Annotated in this window: 21 protein-coding genes; 16 read left to right on the forward strand and 5 right to left on the reverse strand. The window is 48.2% G+C overall.

From position 1 onward, the window contains the following. Positions 1 to 73: 73 nt before the first annotated feature. Positions 74 to 802, reverse strand: coding sequence for an alpha/beta hydrolase (locus LQV63_RS22520; protein ID WP_233698394.1), 729 nt, complete (start codon positions 800 to 802; stop codon positions 74 to 76). A 323-nt stretch (positions 803 to 1,125) separates the two neighbouring features. On the opposite strand from LQV63_RS22520, the gene pdhA reads away from it, so the two are divergent. The 7 genes from pdhA to LQV63_RS22555 all read left to right on the forward strand — a co-directional run bounded on the left by pdhA (position 1,126) and on the right by LQV63_RS22555 (position 9,290). After that, positions 1,126 to 2,193, forward strand: a complete 1,068-nt coding sequence (pdhA, locus tag LQV63_RS22525; protein ID WP_019423894.1) for a pyruvate dehydrogenase (acetyl-transferring) E1 component subunit alpha — start codon at positions 1,126 to 1,128, stop codon at positions 2,191 to 2,193. Positions 2,194 to 2,324: 131 nt separating this feature from the next. Further along, positions 2,325 to 3,302 carry an alpha-ketoacid dehydrogenase subunit beta gene (locus tag LQV63_RS22530; protein ID WP_019423895.1) on the forward strand — a complete coding sequence of 326 codons (978 nt, stop codon included), beginning with the start codon at positions 2,325 to 2,327 and terminating at the stop codon, positions 3,300 to 3,302. A 34-nt stretch (positions 3,303 to 3,336) separates the two neighbouring features. After that, complete coding sequence (locus LQV63_RS22535) at positions 3,337 to 4,608, forward strand: dihydrolipoamide acetyltransferase family protein (protein ID WP_019423896.1); 1,272 nt, start codon at positions 3,337 to 3,339, stop codon at positions 4,606 to 4,608. A gap of 5 nt (positions 4,609 to 4,613) precedes the next feature. Continuing rightward, positions 4,614 to 6,032, forward strand: a complete 1,419-nt coding sequence (gene lpdA / locus LQV63_RS22540) for a dihydrolipoyl dehydrogenase (RefSeq protein ID WP_019423897.1) — start codon at positions 4,614 to 4,616, stop codon at positions 6,030 to 6,032. A gap of 270 nt (positions 6,033 to 6,302) precedes the next feature. Next, positions 6,303 to 7,097 (forward strand): thymidylate synthase, encoded by a 795-nt coding sequence (gene thyA / locus LQV63_RS22545; RefSeq protein ID WP_019423898.1) that lies wholly within the window; start codon positions 6,303 to 6,305, stop codon positions 7,095 to 7,097. 47 nt (positions 7,098 to 7,144) lie between these two features. Further along, on the forward strand, positions 7,145 to 7,630 hold the full coding sequence (locus LQV63_RS22550; protein ID WP_251575937.1) for a dihydrofolate reductase: 486 nt from the start codon (positions 7,145 to 7,147) through the stop codon (positions 7,628 to 7,630). A gap of 172 nt (positions 7,631 to 7,802) precedes the next feature. After that, positions 7,803 to 9,290: a glutamate synthase subunit beta gene (locus LQV63_RS22555; RefSeq protein WP_233698396.1), complete on the forward strand. Its 1,488-nt coding sequence runs from the start codon at positions 7,803 to 7,805 to the stop codon at positions 9,288 to 9,290. Positions 9,291 to 9,406: 116 nt separating this feature from the next. Here the strand turns inward: LQV63_RS22555 and LQV63_RS22560 are convergent, their stop codons facing one another. Both LQV63_RS22560 and LQV63_RS22565 read right to left on the reverse strand, forming a co-directional pair. Next, entirely contained in the window at positions 9,407 to 10,498 is a 1,092-nt protein-coding gene (locus LQV63_RS22560; RefSeq protein WP_233698397.1) for a glycosyltransferase family 4 protein, read from the reverse strand. Positions 10,499 to 10,951: 453 nt separating this feature from the next. Further along, positions 10,952 to 11,377 carry a hypothetical protein gene (locus tag LQV63_RS22565; protein WP_233698398.1) on the reverse strand — a complete coding sequence of 142 codons (426 nt, stop codon included), beginning with the start codon at positions 11,375 to 11,377 and terminating at the stop codon, positions 10,952 to 10,954. 298 nt (positions 11,378 to 11,675) lie between these two features. Between LQV63_RS22565 and LQV63_RS22570 the strand changes: the two genes are divergently transcribed. Beyond that, a complete protein-coding gene (locus LQV63_RS22570; RefSeq protein WP_233698399.1) occupies positions 11,676 to 14,015 on the forward strand; it encodes a type IA DNA topoisomerase in 2,340 nt (779 codons plus the stop codon). A 31-nt stretch (positions 14,016 to 14,046) separates the two neighbouring features. Here LQV63_RS22570 and LQV63_RS22575 read toward each other — a convergent pair whose 3' ends face one another. Both LQV63_RS22575 and LQV63_RS22580 read right to left on the reverse strand, forming a co-directional pair. Continuing rightward, complete coding sequence (locus LQV63_RS22575; protein ID WP_233698400.1) at positions 14,047 to 14,808, reverse strand: HAD family hydrolase; 762 nt, start codon at positions 14,806 to 14,808, stop codon at positions 14,047 to 14,049. Positions 14,809 to 14,889: 81 nt separating this feature from the next. Next, positions 14,890 to 15,804, reverse strand: coding sequence for an ArsR/SmtB family transcription factor (locus tag LQV63_RS22580; RefSeq protein WP_019423905.1), 915 nt, complete (start codon positions 15,802 to 15,804; stop codon positions 14,890 to 14,892). Positions 15,805 to 15,977: 173 nt separating this feature from the next. Here LQV63_RS22580 and LQV63_RS22585 point away from each other — a divergent pair, with 173 nt between their 5' ends. From LQV63_RS22585 to LQV63_RS22620, 8 genes are all read left to right on the forward strand, one after another. Beyond that, on the forward strand, positions 15,978 to 17,159 hold the full coding sequence (locus tag LQV63_RS22585; RefSeq protein WP_019423906.1) for an MFS transporter: 1,182 nt from the start codon (positions 15,978 to 15,980) through the stop codon (positions 17,157 to 17,159). Positions 17,160 to 17,320: 161 nt separating this feature from the next. After that, a complete protein-coding gene (locus LQV63_RS22590; RefSeq protein WP_019423907.1) occupies positions 17,321 to 18,049 on the forward strand; it encodes a phosphonate ABC transporter ATP-binding protein in 729 nt (242 codons plus the stop codon). 122 nt (positions 18,050 to 18,171) lie between these two features. Next, positions 18,172 to 18,780, forward strand: a complete 609-nt coding sequence (locus LQV63_RS22595; protein ID WP_233698401.1) for a DUF3298 and DUF4163 domain-containing protein — start codon at positions 18,172 to 18,174, stop codon at positions 18,778 to 18,780. 156 nt (positions 18,781 to 18,936) lie between these two features. Further along, on the forward strand, positions 18,937 to 20,238 hold the full coding sequence (locus LQV63_RS22600; protein ID WP_233698402.1) for a hypothetical protein: 1,302 nt from the start codon (positions 18,937 to 18,939) through the stop codon (positions 20,236 to 20,238). A 17-nt stretch (positions 20,239 to 20,255) separates the two neighbouring features. Further along, on the forward strand, positions 20,256 to 20,954 hold the full coding sequence (locus LQV63_RS22605) for a response regulator transcription factor (RefSeq protein ID WP_019423910.1): 699 nt from the start codon (positions 20,256 to 20,258) through the stop codon (positions 20,952 to 20,954). Continuing rightward, positions 20,951 to 22,384, forward strand: coding sequence for a sensor histidine kinase (locus tag LQV63_RS22610; protein ID WP_019423911.1), 1,434 nt, complete (start codon positions 20,951 to 20,953; stop codon positions 22,382 to 22,384). Before LQV63_RS22605 ends, LQV63_RS22610 begins: the two co-directional genes overlap by 4 nt. A gap of 169 nt (positions 22,385 to 22,553) precedes the next feature. Continuing rightward, positions 22,554 to 23,078 (forward strand): response regulator, encoded by a 525-nt coding sequence (locus tag LQV63_RS22615; protein ID WP_233698403.1) that lies wholly within the window; start codon positions 22,554 to 22,556, stop codon positions 23,076 to 23,078. A gap of 39 nt (positions 23,079 to 23,117) precedes the next feature. Beyond that, positions 23,118 to 24,959: a sensor histidine kinase gene (locus tag LQV63_RS22620; protein WP_233698404.1), complete on the forward strand. Its 1,842-nt coding sequence runs from the start codon at positions 23,118 to 23,120 to the stop codon at positions 24,957 to 24,959. Positions 24,960 to 24,985 lie beyond the last annotated feature (26 nt).

The raw sequence follows: 24,985 nt of genomic DNA on the forward strand, positions 1-24,985 counted from the left end.
GCATTTGTTTCAATTGGTATGGAACAATGCTATATGTTTCCATAAGTAGTGCAAGGCAGATACATATAACTTATTAGTCTAGGAAAAAACGGAGCGCATCAGGCACATGCTTCTGCCAGAATCCCCATAAGTGCTGGCCTTCATGTTCTGCATACTGAATGTGGGCGCCGCGTGCTTCCAGCACTTGTTTCGCATTGCGGTTCAATTCAACGAAGTTGTAGGTGCCAGTGTCGGTCGTGAACTCCGTTTCTTGTAAACCAACAATCATGAACAGATGAAGCCAAGACAAATCTTTCTCAAGCGACATCAGTTCAAGTGAAGATGGATAGTAGGCGCCAGATAACGAAATGACTTGACGGAACCGCTCGGGATACATCAGCGCCAGATGCAACGAAACGGTCCCTCCTAGCGAATCTCCGGCTAAGATGACTTCAGTCCAATCCGTGCGGACGGGATAGAGCTGCTCGATGGCTGGCACAATTTCTTCAGCAAAAGCACGCGTATAGGATTCAAATCGCACCCCGTCTGGAGAATACTCGGATGTGCGCAGTTTTTTGTCGACTTCGACGCCGACGATAATGAACGGCTCCATGTCATCTTCGATAATGAGCTTGTTGGCATGGGTTGCAATGCGGCCGAAGTTAAAAAAATCTTCGCCATCTTGACAGTACACGACAGGATAGCTGAGCACCTCTTGATATCCGGGTGGTAAATAGACGCGAACACGGCGACTCCCGCCTAAATGGTTGCTCGGAATGTCGTGTTTGACAATGGTACGTTTTAAAATAGAAGAATCCGACATTAGTTACACCGCCTCATGCAAAATTTAGTCCATGTTGGACAATAATATCTTTGTTAGGTTCATTGTCGTGAACACGGATGAAAGCAGAAATGTGGAAAGTGCTTTCTACCATATATAATGTGCATCAAAATGTTCACTGCATGTGCACAAGTTCACAATTTTGTAACAGCCTGTTATAGTGGGTTTTGAGTGCTGTTATAACAACAATTAAACAGAATGTTCACTTTTTCCGCGTTTTCTTTTGACCAAACGATTAAAACAGGTGTATAATGATTCTATAACAGCGAAACAAAATCTTCAAACTTTTATTGAGGTGAGAAAACATGAGCAAGTTCCCATTCGAAGTTCAGACGGAAGATATTCAACCGTTGTCCGTCTTGTCTCCAGAAGGAGAAATTGTTAACCCGGATATGATGCCGGAGTTGACGGACGAGCAACTTAAAGAAATTATGTACCGCATGGTATTTACACGCACCTGGGACGATCGTGCGATCAACTTGGGCCGCCAAGGCCGTCTCGGTTTCTACGCACCGGTATCCGGTCAAGAAGCTTCTATGGTCGGCAGCGTGTATCCACTGCAGAAAGAAGACTTTGTCGTTCCGGCATATCGCGATATGCCGCAGATTGTATGGCACGGACTTCCGCTTTATCAAGCATTCTTGTATTCCCGTGGTCATCAACACGGCGGTCAAATTCCAGAAGGCGTCAACGTATTGATGCCGCAAATCATCATCGGTGCGCAAATCCTGCACGCGATGGGTATTGCTATGGGCTTCAAATTGAAAAAACAAGCGCAAGTCGCAATCACTTATACGGGTGACGGCGGTTCTTCAGAAGGTGACTTCTATGAAGGCTTGAACTTCGCAGGCGCATTTAACCTGCCTGTCATCTTCTTCGTTCAGAACAACGGATATGCCATTACGACTCCGTTCACGAAGCAAACAGCAGCGAAATCGATCGCACATAAATCCGTTGCGGCTGGTATCCACGGCATGCAAGTCGACGGAATGGACGTGCTCGCGGTCATTAAAGCAGTTCAAATTGCGGCAGAACGCGGACGTAAAGGCGAAGGCGCAACATTGATCGAATCCTTAACTTACCGTTTCCGTCCACACTCCATGGCGGATGATACTACGAAGTACCGTACGAAAGACGAAGAAGCGGAATGGGCGATTAAAGACCCGATCGTTCGCTTGGGTAAATACTTAGAGAAAAAAGGTCTGTGGACCGAAGAAGATACAGCACGTGTGAAAGACGAAGCGAAAGCAAAAGTAAACGCTGAAATCAAACGTGCCGAACAAACGGAAAAAATGACAGTTGCAGGTCTTATCGATAGCATGTACGAAACGACACCGCAGCATTTGGAAGAGCAAAAAGCTGACTTCCAATAAGAACGATTAATATAGCCGGTCCTAAGATGATGTGGCCCGGCAACTTATATATAGAACGAACCATCGTTAGCTGACGAGGTTGTTCTGATTCCATTCTGGCTCTGCGATAACGGTAAGGAGGAAACAAAGCAATGGCACAAATGAATATGAAAGAAGCGATTCGCGACGCAATGCGCGTGGAATTGAAACGAGACCCTAACGTAGTTGTATTTGGGGAAGACGTTGGCCATGTCGGCGGTGTATTCCGTGCAACAGAAGGCTTGCAAAAAGAATTCGGGGACGAGCGCGTATTTGATACGCCACTGGCAGAATCCGCAATCGGCGGTATGGCAGTTGGTCTGGGCGTTACAGGTTTCCGCCCTGTAGCTGAAATCCAATTCGTCGGTTTTATCTACGAAGCGCTTGACCAAATGTGCGTGCAAGCAGCGCGCCTGCGTTACCGTTCCGGTGGACGCTACAATGCGCCAATCGTATTCCGTACACCATTTGGTGGCGGTGTTAAAGCAGCAGAATTGCATACAGATTCCCTGGAAGGTTTGATGATTCAAACTCCGGGTATTAAAGTAGTAATTCCTTCGAATCCTTATGATGCAAAAGGTTTGCTCATTTCTGCAATTCGGGACAACGATCCAGTATTCTTCATGGAGCACTTGAACCTATATCATGCATTCCGTGATGAAGTGCCTGAAGATGATTATACGGTAGAGCTTGGCAAAGCTAATGTCGTCCGTGAAGGGAAAGACGTTACAATCTTGGCATACGGCTTGATGGTTCATACAGCAATGAAAGCAGCTGCTGAACTTGAAAAAGAAGGCGTGCAAGCAGAAGTCATCGACCTTCGCACATTGATGCCGCTCGATATCGACACGATCGTAGAGTCTGTCAAAAAGACAAACCGCGTCATTGTCGTGCAAGAAGCTCAAAAAACTTCCGGTGTGGCTGCAGAAGTGATTGCGCAAATCAACGAGAAAGCAATTCTGCACCTCGAAGCTCCTGTACTGCGTATCGCTGGTCCGGACACTGTGTATCCATTTGCACAGATTGAAGATCAGTGGTTGCCGAATCCAGCACGCATCATTGCGGGCGTCAACAAGGTATTGAACTTCTAAGAAGGAACCGAACAGAGAGAAGGAGGTTATTTTTGTGGCTAAATTTGAGTATCGCTTCCCTGAACTAGGGGAAGGGCTGCATGAAGGCGAAATTATTAAAATGCATATTAAACCGGGGGATAAGGTGACTGATGATGATATCATCATGGAAGTCCAGAACGACAAAGCTGTCGTTGAAGTTCCTTGTCCGGTAAATGGTACGGTATTGGAAGTGCTTGCAAAAGATGGACAAGTGTGCCATATGGGTGAAGTCGTAGCAGTTATCGACGCAGAAGGCGATATCCCTGAGCAAGCAATGCCAGAAGAAGAAGCGAAGGAAGAAGCGGCTCCAGCACAAGGCGGCGCAGCGGAAGCTCCTAAAGCAGAAGGTACGGCAGCAGCACCGAATCATGATGTATTGGCTACACCAAGCGTGCGCAAGCTTGCTCGCGACTTGGGCGTAAATATCGGTGAAGTTTCTGCAACTGGCAAGAACGGCAAGATTACACGCGAAGACGTTGAAGCATTTGCCAACGGCGGCGCTCCAGTGGCTAAGGAAGAAGCAGCAGCACCGAAAGCGGCTGAAGCGAAATCCGCTCCTGCGGCTGCAGCAGCAAGCCGTGACGCTGATGAAGAGCGTGTACCATTCAAAGGTATCCGTAAAGCTATTTCCAACGCCATGGTTAAATCGGCATATACAGCTCCACACGTAACGATTATGGACGAAGTTGAAGTGGCAGACCTCGTTGCATTCCGTACGCGTCTGAAACCGATGATGGAGAAAAAAGGAACTAAAGTAACCTACTTGCCGTTCATCGTGAAAGCACTCGTGGCAGCATGCCGTCAGTTCCCAGCGATGAATGCGATGATTGACGAAGCAGCTCAAGAGATCGTGTACAAAAAATACTACAACATCGGTATCGCAACAGACACAGACAATGGTCTTATCGTACCGGTTATTAAAGACGCCGATCGTCGCAGCATCTGGATGATTGCAAACGACATTAAGGATTTGGCGACTCGTGGTCGCGATGGCAAGCTCGGCCCGAACGAATTGAAAGGCAGCACCATCACGATTACGAACATCGGTTCCGCGGGCGGTATGTTCTTTACACCAATCATCAACTACCCTGAAGTTGCAATTTTGGGTACAGGACGTATCTCCGAGAAAGCAGTTGTGAAGAACGGCGAAATCGTAGTGGCGCCAGTAATGGCATTGTCCCTTAGCTTCGACCACCGTCTCATCGATGGCGCAACAGCACAAAACTTTATGAACTACATCAAGCAATTGCTCGCTAACCCTGAGCTGCTTGTGATGGAGGTGTAACCAGAATGGTAGTAGGAGACGCATCTTTGAATATTGACACTTTGGTTATTGGAGCGGGCCCTGGTGGTTACGTGGCAGCGATTCGCGCTGCCCAGCTCGGCCAAAGCGTGCTTATCGTGGATAAATCCGAACTCGGCGGTGTGTGCTTGAACCGTGGTTGTATTCCTTCCAAAGCGCTCATTAGCGCTGCACATCAATACGAAGTTACGCAGCATGCTTCCGAAATCGGGATTACAGCTGAGAACGTGAAGGTGGACTTCACAAAAGTTCAACAGTTCAAAGGCGGCGTTGTGAAAAAGTTGACCGGCGGCGTTGGCGCACTGTTGAAAGCTAACAAAGTGCAAGTATTCAACGGTGAATGCATGTTCATCAACGAGAACGAAGCCCGCGTGTTCAACGATCAAGAAGCACCGCGCTACATGTTCAAGAACTGCATCATTGCAACAGGTTCCCGTCCGATCGAACTGAAAGCTTTCCCATTCGGCAGCCGCATTCTGTCTTCAACAGAGGCGTTGGAACTGCAAGAAGTGCCTAAATCGATGATCGTTATCGGCGGCGGTTATATCGGTGCAGAGCTTGGTCAAATGTACTCCAAGTTCGGTACAAAAGTTACAGTTATCGAGGGTGCTGACATGGTATTGCCAGGCTTCGATAAAGATATGACACAGCTTGTGTCGAAGAGCATGAAAAAATCGAACGTTGAAATCTTCACGGGCGCGAAAGCAGAAAGTGCAACGCAAACGGATAAAGACGTTACGGTGAAATTCACAGTTAAAGGCGAAACGAAAGAAGTTACAGCGGAATACTTGCTCGTAACTGTCGGTCGTCGTCCAAATACGGACGGTGAACTTGGACTTGACATGATCGGTCTGAAAATGACGGATCGCGGTCTTGTCGAAGTTGACCATCAAGGACGCACTAGCATTCCGCACATCTTCGCAATTGGCGATATCGTTGCAGGTCCTGCGCTTGCACACAAAGCTTCTTACGAAGGTAAAGTGGCAGCTGAAGCGATTGCGGGCATGCCGAGCGTCATTGACTACAAATGCATTCCTGCGGTCTGCTTCACGGATCCAGAATGCGCAAGCGTCGGTCTGTCCGAATCCGAAGCGAAGGAAAAAGGCCACAAAGTTAAAGCTGGTAAATTCCCTTACGCTGGTAACGGACGCGCCTTGTCCCTTGGCGGCAGCGTTGACGGCTTCGTGAAAATCGTATCCGATGCGGATACAGGCGTCGTGCTTGGTTCGCAAATCGTAGGTCCTGAAGCATCTAACTTGATTGCGGAAATGGGCTTGGCAGTTGAAATGGCTGCAACGGTTGAAGACTTGGCGTTGACCATTCACGCTCACCCAACATTGGGTGAAATCGTGATGGAGGCTGCTGAGGTTGTTCTTGGCCATCCAATTCACACAGTAGGTAAGTAATTCCTCCTCTCTCTGAGGGTTCTGTTACATTCTGTTACGGTTCGATATATTGATATTGCCCCTGCAGCATCGTGCTGCAGGGGATTTTTTTGTGAATGAAAGCGTGAATGAGCTTGGATTGCATCGCTTTGCTCCACTCTCCCCGTTATTCAGGAACATGAGGACAGAAGCTTTATTTCTCTCGTATGACCCCGCGACAAAATCGTGATTTTTTACTGCAGCAATGTTAAACTTAGATGAATCAGAAAGATAGAGAACGGAGTGGATGAAATGAAGGCATATTTGGATTTATTGCAAGACGTCCTGGAACACGGAGTAAAAAAAGAAGACCGCACAGGAACCGGAACGGTCTCGGTTTTTGGCCGTCAGCTCCGTTTTAATCTGAACGAAGGCTTCCCGCTGGTGACAACGAAGCGTCTGCATCTGAAATCAATTGTTCATGAACTGCTGTGGTTTATCAGCGGTGACACGAACATCAGCTATTTAAAAGAGAACGGCGTTCGCATCTGGGATGAATGGGCGGATGAGAATGGCGATTTGGGACCAGTGTACGGTTCGCAATGGCGGAAGTGGGAGACGGCGGATGGCCGCGTCATTGACCAGATTGCGAATGTGATCACACAAATCAAGACCAATCCAGATTCCCGGCGCCTGCTTGTCTCGGCCTGGAATGTCGGGGAAATCGACAATATGAAGCTGCCGCCTTGTCACTATGCGTTCCAATTCTATGTCGCTGATGGAAAATTAAGCTGCATGCTCAATATGCGTTCGGTCGATTGCTTCTTAGGACTTCCGTTCAATATTGCGAGCTATGCGCTGTTGACGTATATGGTGGCACAGCAATGCGACCTGGAGGTAGGGGAATTCATATGGTCCGGCGGAGATGTGCACATTTACTCCAATCATCTGGAGCAGGTGAACACGCAGCTGCAGCGCGAACCGTTCCCGCTGCCGAAGCTTATCATTAAGCGTAAGCCGGAATCGATTTTCGATTACAAATACGAAGACTTTGAATTTGCAGATTATGAGCATCATCCGACAATCAAAGCGCCGGTAGCGGTATAAGCGGGACTGCAGGTTGAACGATGAAGCGAGAGGAAGAGTTAATTACGATGTCAATTACGATGATCTGGGCAATGGACGAACAACGGCTCATTGGGAAAGATAACGAAATGCCGTGGCATATTCCGAACGATATGGCTTATTTTCGCAAGATGACGCGGGGCAAGACCGTCGTGATGGGTAGAAAAACATTTGATTCGTTAAGCGGAGCGCTTCCGAATCGACGGAATATTGTCGTCACGCGCAATCAGGCATGGAAGCCCCAGGACGCGGAAACCGTCCACGATATTCATGATGTGCTGCCGCTCGCTGAGCAGGATGAACTCATGATTATTGGGGGGGCGCAAATATACAAGCAGTTCATGCCCTATGCGGATAAGCTGCTCATTACACGTATCGACGAGACATTTGACGGGGACGCTTACTTTCCTGAATATGATGAGACGGAGTGGAAGTGTGTGGGTGAGGAACAGGGAACTGTAGATGATAAAAATAAGTATCGCCACCGTTTTTTGACGTATGTCCGTAATCGTTGAAGAAGTGTGTTGTGTGCTGAAGTGCAAATGATTTGCTCATCACTCCATTGGATTATCCTAACGATTTAGGTACGATAATGTGAAAAAACATGTCGAAGAGTGCAATACGCAGCCTAATATATTGTTGGATGAACGTGCAACGTTTTACGGACAGACGGATGGAGGAGAAAGCATGTCAACACCTACTGGATTTATGGAATATCGTCGTCAAATTCCGGCTGACCGCGATCCGATGGAACGGTTACAGGACTGGGAAGAATTCCACAAACATATGAATGAAGAGGAGCTGCGCACGCAAGGCGCCCGTTGTATGGACTGCGGCACGCCGTATTGCCATACCGGCATTGAAATGCCAGGGGGCACTTCGGGATGTCCAGTCAACAACTTAATTCCGGAATGGAACAGTCTCGTGTTTCGCGGATTGTGGCAAGAAGCATTGGAACGTCTTCATAAGACGAATAATTTTCCGGAATTTACAGGACGGGTCTGTCCAGCACCATGCGAAGGCTCCTGCACGGTCGGACTTATCGGCCAGCCTGTTACGATCAAGACGATCGAAGAAGCGATTATCGAACGTGGCTTCGAAGAAGGCTGGGTAAAGCCTGAGCCTCCTGTAATGAGAACCGGTAAGCGTGTCGCCGTAGTCGGTTCCGGGCCAGCTGGCTTGGCATGTGCGGCACAGCTTAATAAAGCCGGTCACCTCGTCACCGTCTACGAACGTGCCGATCGGATCGGCGGGCTGCTCACATACGGTATCCCGACGATGAAGCTGGATAAAGGCATCGTTGAGCGTAGGGTACAGCTTCTGGAAGCGGAGGGCGTTACCTTCATTACGAATACGGAAATTGGTACCGATATTCCTGGCGCGAAGCTGACAACTGATTATGATGCGGTTGTATTGTGCGGAGGAGCTACGAAGCCGCGTGAATTCGTTATAGAAGGCAGTACTTTGCAAGGCATTCATTACGCGATGGATTATTTGAACGGAACGATTAAGAGCTACTTGGATTCCGGACTGGAAGATAACCAATATATTACGGCCGCGGGCAAGGATGTCATTGTCATCGGCGGCGGAGATACGGGAACAGACTGTGTGGCGACCGCGCTGCGCCATGGCTGCCGCAGTATTACGCAATTCGGTACCCATGCGAAAGCGCCACAAGAACGCGACCCTATCGCGAATCCGTGGCCGCAGTTCCCGAATGTGTATACGCTCGATTATGCGCACGAGGAAGCGAAGGCGCTATACGGTCAGGACCCGCGTGAGTTCTCTATCATGACGACGAAGTTCGTCGGGGATGAGGAAGGGCGTGTGAAAGAGCTTCACACGGTACAAATCGAACGTATAGTGGATGACACCGGCCGCAAAATATATAAGCCGATACCCGGAACGGAACGTGTATTCCCAGCTCAGCTTGTGCTCATCGCAATCGGCTTTGACGGGCCGGAGAAGACGCTTGTTGAACAGCTCAGTCTCGAGACGGACCGCCGTTCGAACGTGAAGGCGGCTTATGGCAAGTATGCGACGAACGTGGAGCGTGTGTTCGCCGCCGGCGATATGCGCCGTGGACAGAGCTTGGTCGTCTGGGCCATTAATGAAGGCCGTGAAGCGGCGCGCGAGGTTGATCATTATCTAATGGGCTCTACCTTGCTGCCTTAGATGGAGCTTGTTAAGAAACCCAAGTATCCGCTTCCGTCGCTGTTGATTCCAGATCATTATTGGGATGAGACGATGCGGGGATGATCGGAAGCTGCGCGCCCATGAAGCGCGGCTTCTTATTTTTTTGCCCCTAAATCCTGCAGCATGGCGATAAACTGACTGCAATATTGTTCAATGGAAAAATGGGCTTTGACATGCTTCTGGGCATTGTCAACAATAGTGTGGCGCAAGGAATCATTGCGCATCAGCTGCAGTGCAAAGTAGACAGCTTCTTGGATATTGCCGAGCGTGTAATATATTCCGGTGACATGTGGAAGGACAGAGCTGCGGACGCCGCTCGAGTCCGTCGTTAACACCGGACAGCGGCAGCTCATCGCTTCAAGCACCGCAAAAGGTCCGCCCTCTGATTTGGAGGTGCAGCAATACATGCCTCCAGAGTCGCCAATCATCGAGAAATAATCTGGCATTTGTCGATTAGGCACATTCGATTGAAGCACCAAATGCTGATTCAGTTGGAGAGTATGGACCATCTGTTCGAACTGCACTCTTTCTTCGGGTGAAGCCAAGTTGGCATCTTCAAACATCCATAATTGAATCTTCGGATTATGTTGAAGCAAATGATGTCCTATAATTAGAAATTCACGCCAATTTTTATTGTCGCGTTCCTCGAGTCTGCCGATCCATGCGATGATTGGGAACGGTTTTTTCGGTAATGACCGATATGTGAATGCCTTCGTATCCAGGCAATTGTTGAACTCATATTTACGCATATGGGGAAAGAGAGTTGAAAATATGTCGGAAATATAAGGCGTCTTCGGGTTTAGGAGCGCATTGGCATGGGGAAGAAGATGTGGCGCTGCCTTGGTTAATTCTTTGTGGGCAGCTCCCATTTCACCGTATCCTTGCACTTCAAAAATAATAAGTCCTTCATATCCGAACTCTCGCAATTTTTGGACAAACTCATAGGCAGATACGACGATGATGGCCGCGTAGCTTCCTTGGGCGACAATATGCTGTATTTTTTGATCTTCATTCGTAAAAAAAGTAGGGGTGTCATTATAATTTTGCATACCCGCACCATGCATGAAATAAAGGCAATGGCATTCGATGCCGCGTTTTTTCAACGCTTGACAGCGCAGTCGGTTCAACGTTTCCATGCCACCGCTAGGAACAAAAAAAACGAACAATATTTTCATTGCCTTCCTCATGCCCCCCTGATTTCATCGTCATCGGCGTATTATATGTGCATCAGTATAAATGAGCCTGTGTTCCTGCACATTTCATAAGCGATAGGTAAAAAATAGATTTCTATCCGTTACTGCCGACGAACGTCTGTCATACATATATCCTACATAACAGCTATTCAGGGTCACACGCCGAACACAAAGTCTGCATATCGGTATCTGGCATTATCATTCAGGCATTAATCGGCATCTGTTTGTTGTTATTAAGCTTTTGTACTGCCGAAGTGTCATTCTATTGCTAGCCTATGTAATAAAATGGCGCGAAGCAGGGGAAGTACGAAGACCGTACTGCTCCAACGATCAGCGTACCATAGACAAGAAACCAGGGATAAGAATACAAAGAGTATTTTTAAATAAACGAACAGCGGTTTGTGACACATCTGCGCCACAAACCGCTTTACATGATAGATGAGAAGATTAGGCGATGACTTTGCCTGTAATGTTGACCGGACCAGTTACTGTAATCGATCCGTGTTTCGGATTTTCATTCAAAGCGAATAATTGATAAACGCGTTCTCCTACAGGTACATTTGTCAGTACCGCTTGAAAGGTGGAAAGGTTATGGGAAGAACAGTTTGCTCTCTCTTCGCTGTCGGTTGCGTCTTGTCTTATGCTGGCAACCAATACGCCATTTTGTAAAATTCTGAGCTGAAGGGTAGGCTGTTCGTTTTTTCGGCTATCCGCCGTCCAGCCCACACTGGATATAAGCTCGATAAAGTTCGTCGGTGGGGCAACGAAGAGCCCAAACTCCAACAATAAGGTAGGTGTATCCGTAAGTCTAACATCGGAGGAATCAGCCAAGTTGCTTAAGAGGGATCTATTGTAATTAATTAATGTCGGCATTAGCTTATCGCCTTCTTTCTTTGAAATTTATTATACAATATGCATTTCAGACAATTTTCGCTCATACAAACATCTATTTTTGTTCCGATTTCATAAAATTAAGCGAAAGTACAAACGAAACCAAATCATTAGCCATCAAGGAGGGTAAGCGGCCTAATCGCATCGCCGCGGGATAATTAAGAACTATTTTATTGCATTCCTTTGTCTCCTATTTCATAATGAAAGGATAGGAATCGCCGCAAGAAGCTGCGTTGGTCATACGCGGCTTCTTCTGTTGTCAGAAAGAAGAGGTGAGGGGATGAAGACGCTAGTCGTGGCGGAAAAGCCCGATATGGGGCGCACCATCGCTTCCGTCATTGAACCGAGAGGACGCAAGCACCGTACGCACATCGAAGGGGACAATTATATTGTTACGTGGGCCATCGGCCATTTGCTTGGTCTTGCGGAGCCGCAAGTGTATGACCCGAAATATAAGCGGTGGTCATTTCACGATCTCCCGATATTGCCGTCTGCATTCAAAATCGTTGCGGAGCGGCGCACGAAAGATCAATTGAAGCAGATCGGGGATCTTGCGAAGCAGTGTCATACCATTATTAACGCTTGTGATGCCGGGCGGGAAGGTCAGTATATTTTTGCGCTCATCGAGCAGCATTTCAGATGGAAGCATCCGGTGAAGCGGCTCTGGATTTCCGACTTGACCGCGGAGACGATACGCCGCGGCTTCCAAGAGCTGAAGGGCGCTGAAGAGTATGAGCGGCTGACGGCGGCGGCCAGGGCGCGCAGTGAAGCGGATTGGATTATTGGGATGAATGCATCCCGCGCATTTACGACGAAGCATAAGGCTCTCTTGTCTGTCGGACGGGTACAGACGCCCGTCTTGGCGCTGATATATGACCGTGAACAAGAAATTGCGGCGTTCAAGCCGGAATCGTATTACGATATTACGGCCCAATTTCAGCAAGGAGAGGTGACGTATAAAGGGACGAGGCAAGGAGACCGCATTCAAGACGAGCAGACCGCATCTGAAATCGTCGAGCGGGTGGATGGGAAAGAGGGGCGTATTGCCGACTTTACGATTAAGGAAGGCAAGGAATATCCCTATAAGCTCTATGATCTGACGCTGCTGCAGAGAGATGCGAATGCGCGCTTCGGTTTTTCGGCCAAGAAGACGTTGGACATCGCGCAAGCGCTGTATGAGAAGCACAAGGTGATAACTTATCCGCGTACCAACTCTAATTATGTGACGGAGCAAAATATTGGAAGCATGCATCAAGCAGTGAATATGCTGAAGCAGATGCCTGATTATGCCGCTTGGGCGAACATGGCCGATCCGAAGCGCGTTCATCGCGGCAATCGCAGCGTATGCAACCCGAGCAAGGTAGAGGATCACCACGCGATCCTGCCGACGACGAAACGCCCGGGTTCGCTCGCGCCTGACGAAGCCAAAGTGTACGATTTGATCGTCCGGCGGCTGCTGGCTCATTTTTTCCCCCTTGCGGAGTACACGCTGTACACCGTCCTGACGGAGGTGGAGCGGGAGACGTTTAAGACATCCTTGAAGCAATGGCGCATTCGCGGCTGGAAGGTGCTGTATGATTCAGACAACGACGCCGCGGCGAAGCGTGCCGGGAAACGTGCCAAGAAGAAGGAAGAAACGGAAGATGGCGAGACATCCGGCGCAGCTGACGAGGTAATTGAGCTGGATGAGAATGCCGTGTTCCAAGTAAAGAAGGACCAGACAGCGTTGTGCATTCACGCGGAGTGGAAGGCGAAATCGACCCAGCCGCCGAAGTCGTACACGGAAGGAACACTGCTGAAGGCGATGGAGAGTGCCGGGAAGCAGCTCGATAATGAAGAGCTCCGGGAAGCGATGAAGGACGGGGGGCTAGGCACGCCTGCGACGCGTGCGGCCACGATAGAGCGCTTGAAGCAGGTCGGATATATTACGATGACTGGCAAGCGTTTGACGCTGACGGCGAAGGGGAAGACGGCCGTAGAGCTCATCCGTGGAGCTGGCGTTCACCTATTGACGTCACCCGAAATGACGGGACAGTGGGAGCGGAGACTGACGCAGATCGCCCGCGGGGAAGCGTCGGAGACCGTGTTTATGGATGCTGTTCGCAAATTTACGGTGCACGTCATTCAATGCGTCGGTAAGCAAGCGCCTGTCGCCGCACACATTTTGGCCGAAATTCAGCCCGACCGGACGAGCAAGGGCCGAGGCAAGGACGGAGGTCAACGTACAGGGAACGGACAAGCATCTGTATCGAAGCAAGATGCAGGCAGCTTGGGCAGTGCGAAAGCAGGACGTGCATCAAGCGACGGAGCGAACTCGAACTCAAGCTCTAGCGCATCCATGGCTTCATTCGGCACTTGTCCGCGTGAAGGGTGTGGAGGGACGGTGATTTCCGGACGCAAAGGCTTCGGATGTTCCAATTACAAGCAAGGGTGCAAATTCGTCGTCTGGAAGAAAAACCTCGCCGTCGGCAAGACGATCTCGGAAACGATGATTCGGGAGCTGCTGGAAAAAGGGACAACCAAACGACTAAGCTTCAAACAAGGCAGTGAGTCCGTAAAAGGCAGGTTGGTCTGGGCTAATCGTTCCACCGGCGAACTGCGGCTTGAAATCGAGGAATAACAACTTCAATATAAAAGCAGGGCAATCCATGTTATGATGGATTGTCCTGCTTCTCTGACAGCCACTGCTGAATAACATGAGGGACGTCTATCAACCGTTCAACGGTGTAGAAGGCTCCCTGTGGCGCTGTATCGATGTCTACGACATTATATGACCATTCATTCGGCTGCTTTAAGTAGACGGCGTTCAAGCCAGACAGCAGTGCGGGGATGACATCCGTTCGCACCGAGTTGCCGATCATCCACGTACTTGCGGGATGAAAGTCGTGTTCATTTACAATGTCTGCAAGCGCATCTGACGTCTTATGCTGGCGGATAAAGATGCGGTCGCCGAAGTAAGTCGAGAGCTTCATCTGATCAATTTTGCGCTGCTGAATGATAGGTTCGCCGCCGGTATACAAGAACAGCTTATGCCCTTCATCACGCAAGCAATCGAGTGTCTCCACCATGCCGGGATAGGGTTCAATCTCCATCTCGTATACACTCATGCCTAATTTCCAAAGCAAATCGGTTTCGCTCGTGGACGGTTTGCGTCCGGTCAAATGACAAAAATGATGATATGTCTGAATGAAGGAACGCGGGAAATGTTCACTTTGGAAGCCGTTGTGCTGCACGCAGGCAATATCGAATTGAGCTTGCACCGATTTGAATTCCCGTGAGCCGATGCGCCAAGATTTAAACCAAGTCGACATCGTATCCATAAATTGTTGAATGACCACATCAAAATATTTGTTGCAATGAACGAGGGTATCGTCCAGATCGAACAATAACGTCTGTTTTGCTCGTGACGTCATTACAGCCACCTCCTTACGCCTGATGGACAAGACAGGCGCGAGAGGACCTAGCGGTTACGCTTATGCTGTCTGTCTTTCATGTCATGATTGAACATAGTCTTCCAAAAATGCGGACAAGTCCGCAAGCCCTTCTTGACGGAGAGATATTCGTTCTACTTTGCCATTCCAATAGGTGCGTATGTATCCGGCTGAGCGCAGAACGGCCAAATGGTGCTTGACGGTTCCCGTCGTAAGCGACAGATGCTCTTGAATGTCCGCGAACGTACGCGGTTCTTGGCCGACAAAACGCAATAGCCGCAGCCGATGGTCATCTGCCAAAGCGCGAGTCATGCGGCGCAAGCTGTATGGCGGGAGGAGATCGGATGGTTCTGGCTCATCTACCGCATACAGTATTAATATTTTGCCTTGAAACGTACAGGTTTGATTCATCGGGCGATAATGCCACATTGGTGCGAGAATAACCTCGGATACTTCGCCATTGTCAGGGATGACGACACCATTCGTCGCGACTTCAATGAGCTCGGACGGAGATATTTTGCTCATCAACCGTGCCTTTTCTTCTACATCATGCTGAAGAATCGGTTCCCATTCTGCAATGGAGCGGCTTATGTATTGCTCATACCAGAACTTGAGCGCCGGCACGTAAATCAACTGTGCGCGTTCTTGGTTGAAAGAATGTGATTTTAAACCGTAGTGCTGTTTGAGCTGCGTCCAGTCTTCAACAGTCGCATGTTCCAACTGTGAGATGTAGTCGAGTATATCATCATGGCCCTTGCGTTCAAGCGCCATGGCATACAACAGGTCGAAATCGCTTAACGTATATTTGCGAATTTTCTCGGTGTGGGTGTTCCATTCGGAAGGAAGCTGCTGCTCGATTTGGCGAATCCATTCCGTTCCGTTCTCCACATTCCGAATCCATTTGCGATGTGCAAACAGCATGAAGCTTCCAATGAGTTCATATACCGAGGAACAGTCGATGCGAACATGATAGGTCATGCTTTACGGAGCCCCCTTGAATGTCGATACGCTATATATTCATTATGAATTGTTTTGCATAGGATTGTCTACTATAATGTTGAAATGTTGGGGAGATGCGGACATGGGCGGGTAGAAACGCTCTTTTTAAATAGAAGCTCTCAGCGGAATACTAGAATTGGGGAGGTAGAAATATGACTGCTTGGCGGAAAACAACAAGTTCCCCCACTTGGCAATTTGTCATTCTTATTATTGTTGTCACATTTACCGGATTGAGTCAAGGGCTGCTATTGCCCCTGCTCACCATCTTCCTTGAGCGGATGGGCGTGCCGTCCGACTTGAATGCTTTGAATGCAACGGCACTATATATCGGCGTATTTGCCATGATGTTCTTGGTGGAACGGATATTGATCAAGGTTGGCTTCAAACGTATGATTTTGGGCGGTTTAATAGTGGTTACAGCAGCACTGGCGCTCTTTCCGATCATGCAAAATATTTGGGTATGGTTCGTGCTGCGGCTTGTGGTCGGCATTGGCGACAGCGCGCTACATTATGCTACACAGTTATGGGCAGTCTCTGTTAGTCCGGCGCACCGGAGGGGACGGAACATCTCTTTGTACGGGATGGCTTATGGCGTTGGGTTCAGCTTCGGTCCATTAGGAATCAATTTGCTGAAAATTAGTGATGCGGCACCGTTTATCGTCATCGTGCTCATGTTCGTCATCGTCATGGGAATCGTCTTCTTCAAGCTGCCGGATCAACGCGCGGAAATGATGCAGGATGGTTCAAGACCGGAGAAGCGTTATGCTCGCTCGTATCAATGGGCTTGGTTTGCGCTATTGCCGGCCTTCCTATATGGGTATATGGAAGCGTCCATGAACAGCAACTTCCCTGTATATGCTTTGCGACTCGGATTGGAGCAAGAGTGGATTTCGTACCTGCTGCCGTTCTTCGGCATTGGCGGACTCATTCTCCAGCTGCCGCTCGGAATTTTGAGTGACCGTATCGATCGTAAAAAAGTACTGATGACCTGCGGGATTTTAGGCGGTCTCGGCTTCTTGTTCATTCCACTCTTCGGCACGAACATATGGGGCATATTAATTATGTTCATGCTTGTGGGAGGTCTAGTCGGCTCATTTTTCTCGCTTGGTCTCGCATACGCAGCAGACATATTGCCCAAAGCTTATTTGCCTTCGGCGAACGTGATCGCATCTATTCACTTCAGTCTAGGGAGCATCATTGGTCCGAATCTGGCAGGACTCGGCATCCAGCACATCTCTATCGGAAGCATGTTCTATTTATTAGGAATATGGTATATCGGATTTTCGTTGCTGGGCTTTATCTTCAAGCGTGCGACAAAAACGCTTGCAAGTTAGGTGCTAACTTACTTACACTAGAATATAAGCATTGATGAATGAAGTGAAGCAGATACGTCGGAGATGAATATGACTTCTGTATTTGTGCTTGTTCAAAAATATCACTTTTGGACAACCTCTATTGGGATTGCCGTTATCGGGATGGAGAGGAGCTAGTAACGATGATTAAAGTGGAACGACTTGTAAAGCGGTATCCTCCGGCGGAACCGGTTCTGAATAAACTGAGCTTTGAAATTCAACCCGGCGAGTTCATCGGGATCGTGGGCCCGAGCGGGAGCGGAAAGTCGACGCTGTTGAAGTGTCTAGCGCTGCGTGAAAGCTGGACAAGCGGGAAATTGATCGTGGACGGGGCCGATATGATTGCCCAGCAATGGAATGGAAAGCGCAAGGTGTGGCGCGAGTTTGCTTATTTGGAGCAGAATCCGGTGTTGGCTGCCAATCGCAAGGCGCTCAAAAATGTGCTTATCGGCCGCTTCCACCAGACGCCGCTGTGGCGCATGGCTACAGGCATGATTCGTTCCGACGATTATATGGGGGCTATGGATACGCTGGAAATGCTCGGTCTGCTCGATAAAGCCCATAAGAAGACGGGGGATTTGAGTGGAGGAGAGAAGCAGCGGGTCGCTATCGCTCGTGCGCTCGTGCACGGTGCGAATGTGCTGCTTGCCGATGAACCGGTATTAGGTCTCGATCCGAAATCGGCCGATTCAGTGCTGGAGACGTTCCAGGGACTGTGCTTCAGGCAGCGCAAGACCGTCATTGCCGTATTCCACCAAGTGGAGCTGGCTGAAAAATATGCAACCCGCATATGGGGACTGAAACAAGGCCAAATCGTAGTGGATGTGAAAGGCCGGCGCTTGCTTCAGTCGGAGAAAGCTCTTATCTTATAAAGAAATATGGGCATTTGTCACGCCATCTCTTTCTTGCGCATATGCTAGTGCAGACCACGGAGCTTCATCCGTTACGTTCTGTGTCAGCATACAATATGTTACTTGAGGGAGATGGCTGATTCATGCTGCATCCGTTACCGGCGCAAATCGAGCCGTATGTCATCCGCAAGCCGCGATTGGAAGTGTATGTGCCTCAGGTTAGCAGCAGTTCACATCCCGAAGCCGCAGCGAAAATGAATCGAGCCATTCGAGATCAGGCTGTGAAATTAATACAAATGACTGGCTATGAAGAATCACAAGATACTGAAGTAACCGGTACCTACGAAATCAAGCTAAATGAACGTGGGCTTATCAGTCTTGTATTAATTGTGTATGGCTATACGAAGGGTGCCGCGCATGGGATGACCTATCAACGCGGTCTGACGTTCCAGACGGACTCGGGCCAGCTTATTACGCTCGCACAATTGTTCGAACCTGGGGTTCCATATGTCGCGGAGCTATCCAAGCATGTTGCCGCACAAATCAAACAGCGTCAAATACCGACATTCGAACCGTTCAAGTCAATTGATAAAAATCAGGATTTTTATATGACGGATAAGGCGCTTGTCCTGTTTTTCGGCTTGTATGATCTAGCCCCTTATGTATACGGATTTCAATATTTTCCAATTTCGATATACGATCTGAATGATATCAAAGCCGAGAATGGGGTAATCGATGCGTTGTGGTATTAAATAACGTTGGTTTGTCACGGGATTGTCACCTTTTGGTGGCGCTTTTTTTTTATAATAGATAGGTATTTGGTTCACTCGATAGGGATAGGGGTGTCGAATACTCACCCCGTTCAAGGATACAATGAAATCAAGTTAACTATGAAATGAGGGATGAGGTTGAGAACTAAGCGGCTCATACACAGCGCGTCACTTCTTCTCATTCTGCTGAGCGTGATGCTCAGCGGCTGCCAGTGGATTCAAGATCCTAAATCATTGATGAGCGTTCCAAGGCTCCCTACTGAGAAGGCTAACCTAAAAAGCATGATCGCTTCGCAGCTGCCCGAAGGAGCGATACTTATACGCCCGACCAGCTCGGACGACGCGAGCGCGATCCGGGTCACGGATCTGAATAACGACGGTCTTGCGGATACGGCGGTCGTTTTTTATGAGACCCCGGAAAAGGAAGTCCGCATACATGGGATGGTTTTTCACAGGGACGGGGATTCATGGAGAATGGTCGTTGATTTTGACGGGGAAGGCATCAAGCTCGACTCTGTTGAACTTATCGACATTACGAACGATTCCCGGTTGGATCTGGTGGTCGGATATGGAAGCAACGACACGGACTTGAACAAAGGTCTTGTCATATATACGTTCACGCAGGACGGAATCAACAAACTGTTTGAGCAGCCTTACTCGCAATTTGTTATTGATGATCTTGATCAGAACGGAAAAAACCAGCTGTTTATCGTGAACAATCGCCGCGGTCAGTCCCCGGTTCTTACCGCATTTGATTATCAGAATGGGAAGATGGTCAAGCTTAATGAGCTGGCTATGGATAAAGAAGTAAACATGTATATTAATATGGTGTCCGGCTTCATTAGTAAAGATCACAAAGGAATCGTGATGGATGCATCGGCAGGTGCCAACTATTGGTTGACGAATGTTGTCGTGTTGAATAAGGACAAGGTGCTGGAGCAAGTGCTGAGTGATGACATGACCTTGAAGCCGTATTTTACCACGAGTGCTGACATTAATGGCGACGGGATTATAGAAATCGCTATGCCGGAGACACCGTCAGGTTGGGATCGTCTGTACGAATCCTATGAAATTCCTTATTTTACGAACTACTTTCAGTGGGATGGAAGCAATGGCTTGAAGTTGGTTGACAAGCAGTACCGAGATTATCTGGATCGTTTCTATCTGACGTTCCCGAAATCATGGTATGGTCGCGTTACGGTAGATACGAAATCGAAAAAGGATGAGATTCTTATCTTCGTCGACCAGAATACGAATGAAAAACTAGCCGAGATCCGTTTTTTCACTCCTGTAATGTGGGATTTAAACAAAGAGAAATGGACGTACTTAAGTTCTTTTGGTGATAAAATAATCGGAATCATCAGTAAAGAACCGCTTAAACTGAACAAAGGCCTACCTAAGATTCCGGAATTAAACAATAATGAAAGCAACAGTAAATAGATAAGGAGACGGAAACGATGACGAAAATACTAATCCTCGAAGACGAAGAATCCATCCGCAGCTTTATTGTCATCAATTTGAAGCGCAATGGCTTTGATGTCGTGGAAGCCGACAATGGCAACGATGCATTCCAAATGATAATGAATGATCCGACCATCGATATTGCGTTGCTTGATGTCATGGTGCCAGGCATCGACGGGTTTGAAGTGTGCCGCCGCGTCAGGGAGCATAATGAACGATTGGGCATTATTTTCTTGACGGCGAAGGTTCAGGAGCAGGATAAGGTCTATGCCCTTTCCGTTGGTGCGGACGATCATGTAAGCAAGCCGTTCAGTCCGACAGAGCTTGTCGCGCGGATTCAGTCTTTACTGCGCAGGGTGAATTCGTACCAGCAGTCGGCACAGAAGGTAGTATATCATTCGGGTCCGTTTACGTTAGATCTGATAGCCAAACGGTTCTCGAAATTGAACGAAGCTATTGATTTAACACCGACAGAGTTCTCCTTAGTGCAGTTCTTCATGGAAAAAGAGGACATGACGTTAAGCCGTGACGTATTGTTGGATCATGTGTGGGGAAAAGATTACATGGGTGATCCCAAAATCGTTGACGTTAACATCCGCCGTTTGCGGCAGAAAATAGAAGATGAGCCATCTGCGCCGAAGTATATGGAAACCGTATGGGGACACGGGTATAAATGGAAAGGAACTTCTTCATGATAAAACCCGGCATACGCCGTTCGGTCGTACTGCATTATTTCATCGTTGTATTTTTGACGATGCTTATTTTAGAAGCCATTTTTTTAATTTCCGTACGGACGTACTATTATGAGTCGGTATCGAATCATCTGACGTATCATTCGGCTGTAACTACCTCGTATTATCAACGTTATTTGAGTCTGGGTTCGAACGAAGACGATCAAGGGTGGCTTACCGAGCTATTGAAGCTATTTAAACTAGATAACGCCGAAGTTCAAATCTTGAATCGCAGCGGGAAGGTTCTGGTCACTTCGAACGAGTTCAAAGTGGACACACCAGTCACCACTTCCGATGTCATAAGCGCGCTAAACGGGAATATCAATCAATGGACCGGGAAGCAGCCGGGTACCGGCGAAGCCGTCATGGCAGTATCGGCTCCGCTACTAGTGCGTGGCGACATTGTCTACGTGCTTCGGCTGGTGACCTCGTTAGAATTGGTGAATGACCGAATTAACGGCATAGTGCTCTTGTCCATCATTGTCTCAATTGCGGTCCTTATCGTCGTGCTCGTCATCAGCTTGGGATTGGCGAATTCTATCGTGAAGCCAGTCAACGAGATTACGGCCGCATCCGCACAGATGGCTCGAGGGCAGTTCGACATTCGAATTAAAGAAGGCTATAAGTATGAACTGGGTGAGCTCGCGAAGACGCTTAATTTTATGGCGCACGAAATTGTGCGGAGCAACCAGCTTAAGAATGACTTTATATCTTCCATATCTCACGAACTGAGGACACCATTAACGGGAATTAAAGGCTGGAGCGAGACGCTGCTTTCCGGACAATACGATGAAGCAGAGACGAAGCTAGGTATGAACGTCATCTCGAAGGAGACGGATCGCCTGATCGGCCTTGTCGAAGACCTGCTCGATTTCTCCAAGCTGCAGCAGAACAAGCTGCAGTTCCACTGGCATCCGGTATCGTTGGCCAATGTCATTGAAGATACGATGCTGCAAGTGAAGAAGAAGGCGGAACAAAAACAGATTTCGCTCGAAGAGCGAGTCCGCGGGACCGAGATTCCGTTGAATGCCGATACCAATCGATTAAAACAAGTATTTCTGAATCTCATCGACAATGCCATCAAGTTCTCTCCAAAAGAATCGGTTATTACGGTGCACACGACGTGGGATGAAGAGAAGGCAGTCGTGCGAATTGTCGACCAAGGCATCGGGATTAGCCATGAGCATCTGGCGAAAGTGATGGATAAATTTTACCAAGTAAATCCGAGTCATGGCGGAACCGGGTTAGGCTTGGCCATTACGTTCGAATTGGTGAAAGCCCATGGTGGTGAAATGACAATCGAGAGTGAACTGGATGTCGGCACGACGGTCATCGTAACGCTCCCGGTGCGTATGATGCCGGAACTACAGATCGTGGATGAGGAAAAAAGTTAGAAAATATGACTTTTGTATGTTCACTTTCATGCAAAAGTCTTTTTTTTGTGAAATTTAAGGTAAATTTTCGTATCTTCAATCGACAAAACATACTATAATGAGATCAATATTGCGACAAGATGTCGCAATTATTCGATTCTTGTCGTCCTCATTGGAAGGAGGATAGGTTATGGGATTGTTTTTATTCGTCATCTGTGCTGCTTCTGTCCCTTTTTTAATCTATTTGTATTTCAAATATGTAAAGCGAAGAGGAGCCGTCCCGAATGAACCACCGCCTGTAGAATGGAAGGGCTCTGCTTCCGTGTCAGATGATGCTTCTGTAGAAGACGTACATAAGAGTCATTTCTCTTTACTTATCGTGGAAGATCAATATCCGATTCGAGTGTTGTTGAGAGAGGCGCTTCATGACTTTCCCTGTGAAGTGCTGGAAGCGGAAACAGGAGCTCAGGCTCTGGAGCTGTTACGCCAGTGCCCAAGCCGTATCGTGTTAATGGATGTAAGCTTGCCCGACCAGAGTGGACTTGACGTGTTGCGAACGATACGGACGATGCGTCCGAGTACAGAAGTGATTATGATGTCCGCATATAGCGATACCGAGAAGGTGAATGAAGCGAAAGCAGCGGGCGCAATTGGATTTTTTTCTAAACCGTTTGATCTTGAAGAGCTGCGCTTATACATTTCATCCAGATTGTAACCGACATCGATCCAGGCGTATTCGAATTCGGAGGATGCTATGAATAGAACGATTCCTCGGCAAATGATTATTCATATTGTTGTATCCGTCGCTGCAGCGATTGCCATTATTTTCGTCTTCTCCTACGAAGCCGTACGCTCGACGATTCGGAACAACACGGAAGAGAACTACATGAATCAAGTAAAAATGGCCGCTCACGAAGTGGAAGCGGCCATTCGCCACCATCGGCAGATGGTGGAAACCTATGCCCGTGTTATCCAAGGGATTTATGCTTCTTCCCGCAATATCAAGTCTGACCTGAACGATGTGACCGAAATGTACGCCCGCCAGCCGAATGAACTCGTGTTCGGATACTGGTTCTCCATGCAATCCGACTATGAGAAGCAAGGCCGGTTCGCTTCTTGGTATGGAAACAATAAAGAAGGACGCTTGTCTAATTTATATCAAACGAATTACATCGATGAATCATTACCCCAATTCCGAGACGATCCTCGATACGACTTTTATCATGGTGCGGTGAAGAAGAATGGCACTTATATCACTTCGCCGTACATGGACCCTTATGTGAACCTCCCAATTATTTCGATCAGCACGCCGGTTACCGATGAGAGAGGCCGAGTGTTTGGTGTGGCCGGTGTCGATATTCGATATGGTGACTTGCAACAGATTGCCTCCAAACTAACGATACATCCGACCAGCAAAATTTTATTAATTACGAACGAAGGTGACATTTTATACGATACGGATGACAAACAGACTAACTTTTCCAACAATAATATTGACTCTGCTACCGAGTTGGTACCTATCATCAATGAGATTAAGGGGCAAAAAGAAACGGTCGTAATAACGAAATATCATGATCAGAAAATGTACGTTTTTTCTGTGCGTCTATCAGAACCGGCGTGGAGTGCAATGATTATGCTTCCTGTTGCTGTCGTCGATGAGGTCTTCGTGAACCTATCGATGATTTCAGTCGCCACCTTTTTGTTGCTTGTCCTCGCCATCTATTTACTCGTAGCCGTCTGGGTGCGTCAGTTAATTGCGAAGCCGCTTCATCAGCTCGTGTCTGCTTCTTCCCGAATTGCCGTCGGTAATTACAACGGCATGCTGCGCATCGAGACGAACAATGAATTCAGGCAGCTGGGCGAGCATATGAATCGCATGACGGAAGCGCTGCGAAAGCAGGTGCAAATTGAACAAGAAATGAAGCGTATGAGCTCATTGAAGATCGTCGGGGAGATGGCAGCGGCCCTCAGCCACGAGATCCGCAATCCGTTAACGACGGTACGGGGCTTTCTGCAACTGCTGCGAAGCAAGCCTGAACACGCCAAGGAGCATGTCTATTTCGATACGATGATAGAAGAGATAGAGCGGGCGAATACGATTATTACCGAATATTTAACGCTTGCGCAGCACAAGTTCGTACAATTCCGTTTCAAGTCATTAAACGATGTCATATCTCACATTTATCCGCTTGTCCAAGCGACAGCGACGGCAAATTGTCAATATATCCACTTGGATCTCCAGCAGACTCCAGCGCTAGAAATGGATGAGAAAGAGATTCGCCAGTTGCTCCATAATCTGATTCGCAACGGATTGGAGGCAATGGATGCAAATCAATCGCTGTACATACGAACTCGTTATGAAGAGGAGTCAGTATGGTTAGAGGTGGAGGATGAGGGCTCCGGCTTTGAAGAGAAAGTGCTCGAGTCTGCGGGAACTCCATTTGTAACGACGAAGGCGGAAGGTACAGGTCTGGGACTATCGATCTGCTATAGTATTGTGCATCGACATCAAGGCCAGTTAATGATTCAATCGGAACCTGGGAAGACTTTAATTAATGTGAAATTTCCAGTGAAGCAAGCGCCAGCTACAGAATAGACAGAGCTCAGCGATGATGCAAAATA

This window comes from Paenibacillus profundus (assembly GCF_021369635.1).
Classification (GTDB): Bacteria; Bacillota; Bacilli; order Paenibacillales; family Paenibacillaceae; genus Paenibacillus_B; species Paenibacillus_B profundus.

What these genes read in the sequence shown, in the direction of transcription:
- LQV63_RS22520 (WP_233698394.1), bottom strand. Translation starts at nt 802, where the DNA reads ATGTCGGATTCTTCTATTTTAAAACGTACCATTGTCAAACACGACATT.
- pdhA (WP_019423894.1), top strand. Translation starts at nt 1,126, where the DNA reads ATGAGCAAGTTCCCATTCGAAGTTCAGACGGAAGATATTCAACCGTTG.
- LQV63_RS22530 (WP_019423895.1), top strand. Translation starts at nt 2,325, where the DNA reads ATGGCACAAATGAATATGAAAGAAGCGATTCGCGACGCAATGCGCGTG.
- lpdA (WP_019423897.1), top strand. Translation starts at nt 4,614, where the DNA reads ATGGTAGTAGGAGACGCATCTTTGAATATTGACACTTTGGTTATTGGA.
- thyA (WP_019423898.1), top strand. Translation starts at nt 6,303, where the DNA reads ATGAAGGCATATTTGGATTTATTGCAAGACGTCCTGGAACACGGAGTA.
- LQV63_RS22550 (WP_251575937.1), top strand. Translation starts at nt 7,145, where the DNA reads ATGTCAATTACGATGATCTGGGCAATGGACGAACAACGGCTCATTGGG.
- LQV63_RS22555 (WP_233698396.1), top strand. Translation starts at nt 7,803, where the DNA reads ATGTCAACACCTACTGGATTTATGGAATATCGTCGTCAAATTCCGGCT.
- LQV63_RS22560 (WP_233698397.1), bottom strand. Translation starts at nt 10,498, where the DNA reads ATGAGGAAGGCAATGAAAATATTGTTCGTTTTTTTTGTTCCTAGCGGT.
- LQV63_RS22565 (WP_233698398.1), bottom strand. Translation starts at nt 11,377, where the DNA reads ATGCCGACATTAATTAATTACAATAGATCCCTCTTAAGCAACTTGGCT.
- LQV63_RS22570 (WP_233698399.1), top strand. Translation starts at nt 11,676, where the DNA reads ATGAAGACGCTAGTCGTGGCGGAAAAGCCCGATATGGGGCGCACCATC.
- LQV63_RS22575 (WP_233698400.1), bottom strand. Translation starts at nt 14,808, where the DNA reads ATGACGTCACGAGCAAAACAGACGTTATTGTTCGATCTGGACGATACC.
- LQV63_RS22580 (WP_019423905.1), bottom strand. Translation starts at nt 15,804, where the DNA reads ATGACCTATCATGTTCGCATCGACTGTTCCTCGGTATATGAACTCATT.
- LQV63_RS22585 (WP_019423906.1), top strand. Translation starts at nt 15,978, where the DNA reads ATGACTGCTTGGCGGAAAACAACAAGTTCCCCCACTTGGCAATTTGTC.
- LQV63_RS22590 (WP_019423907.1), top strand. Translation starts at nt 17,321, where the DNA reads ATGATTAAAGTGGAACGACTTGTAAAGCGGTATCCTCCGGCGGAACCG.
- LQV63_RS22595 (WP_233698401.1), top strand. Translation starts at nt 18,172, where the DNA reads ATGCTGCATCCGTTACCGGCGCAAATCGAGCCGTATGTCATCCGCAAG.
- LQV63_RS22605 (WP_019423910.1), top strand. Translation starts at nt 20,256, where the DNA reads ATGACGAAAATACTAATCCTCGAAGACGAAGAATCCATCCGCAGCTTT.
- LQV63_RS22610 (WP_019423911.1), top strand. Translation starts at nt 20,951, where the DNA reads ATGATAAAACCCGGCATACGCCGTTCGGTCGTACTGCATTATTTCATC.
- LQV63_RS22615 (WP_233698403.1), top strand. Translation starts at nt 22,554, where the DNA reads ATGGGATTGTTTTTATTCGTCATCTGTGCTGCTTCTGTCCCTTTTTTA.
- LQV63_RS22620 (WP_233698404.1), top strand. Translation starts at nt 23,118, where the DNA reads ATGAATAGAACGATTCCTCGGCAAATGATTATTCATATTGTTGTATCC.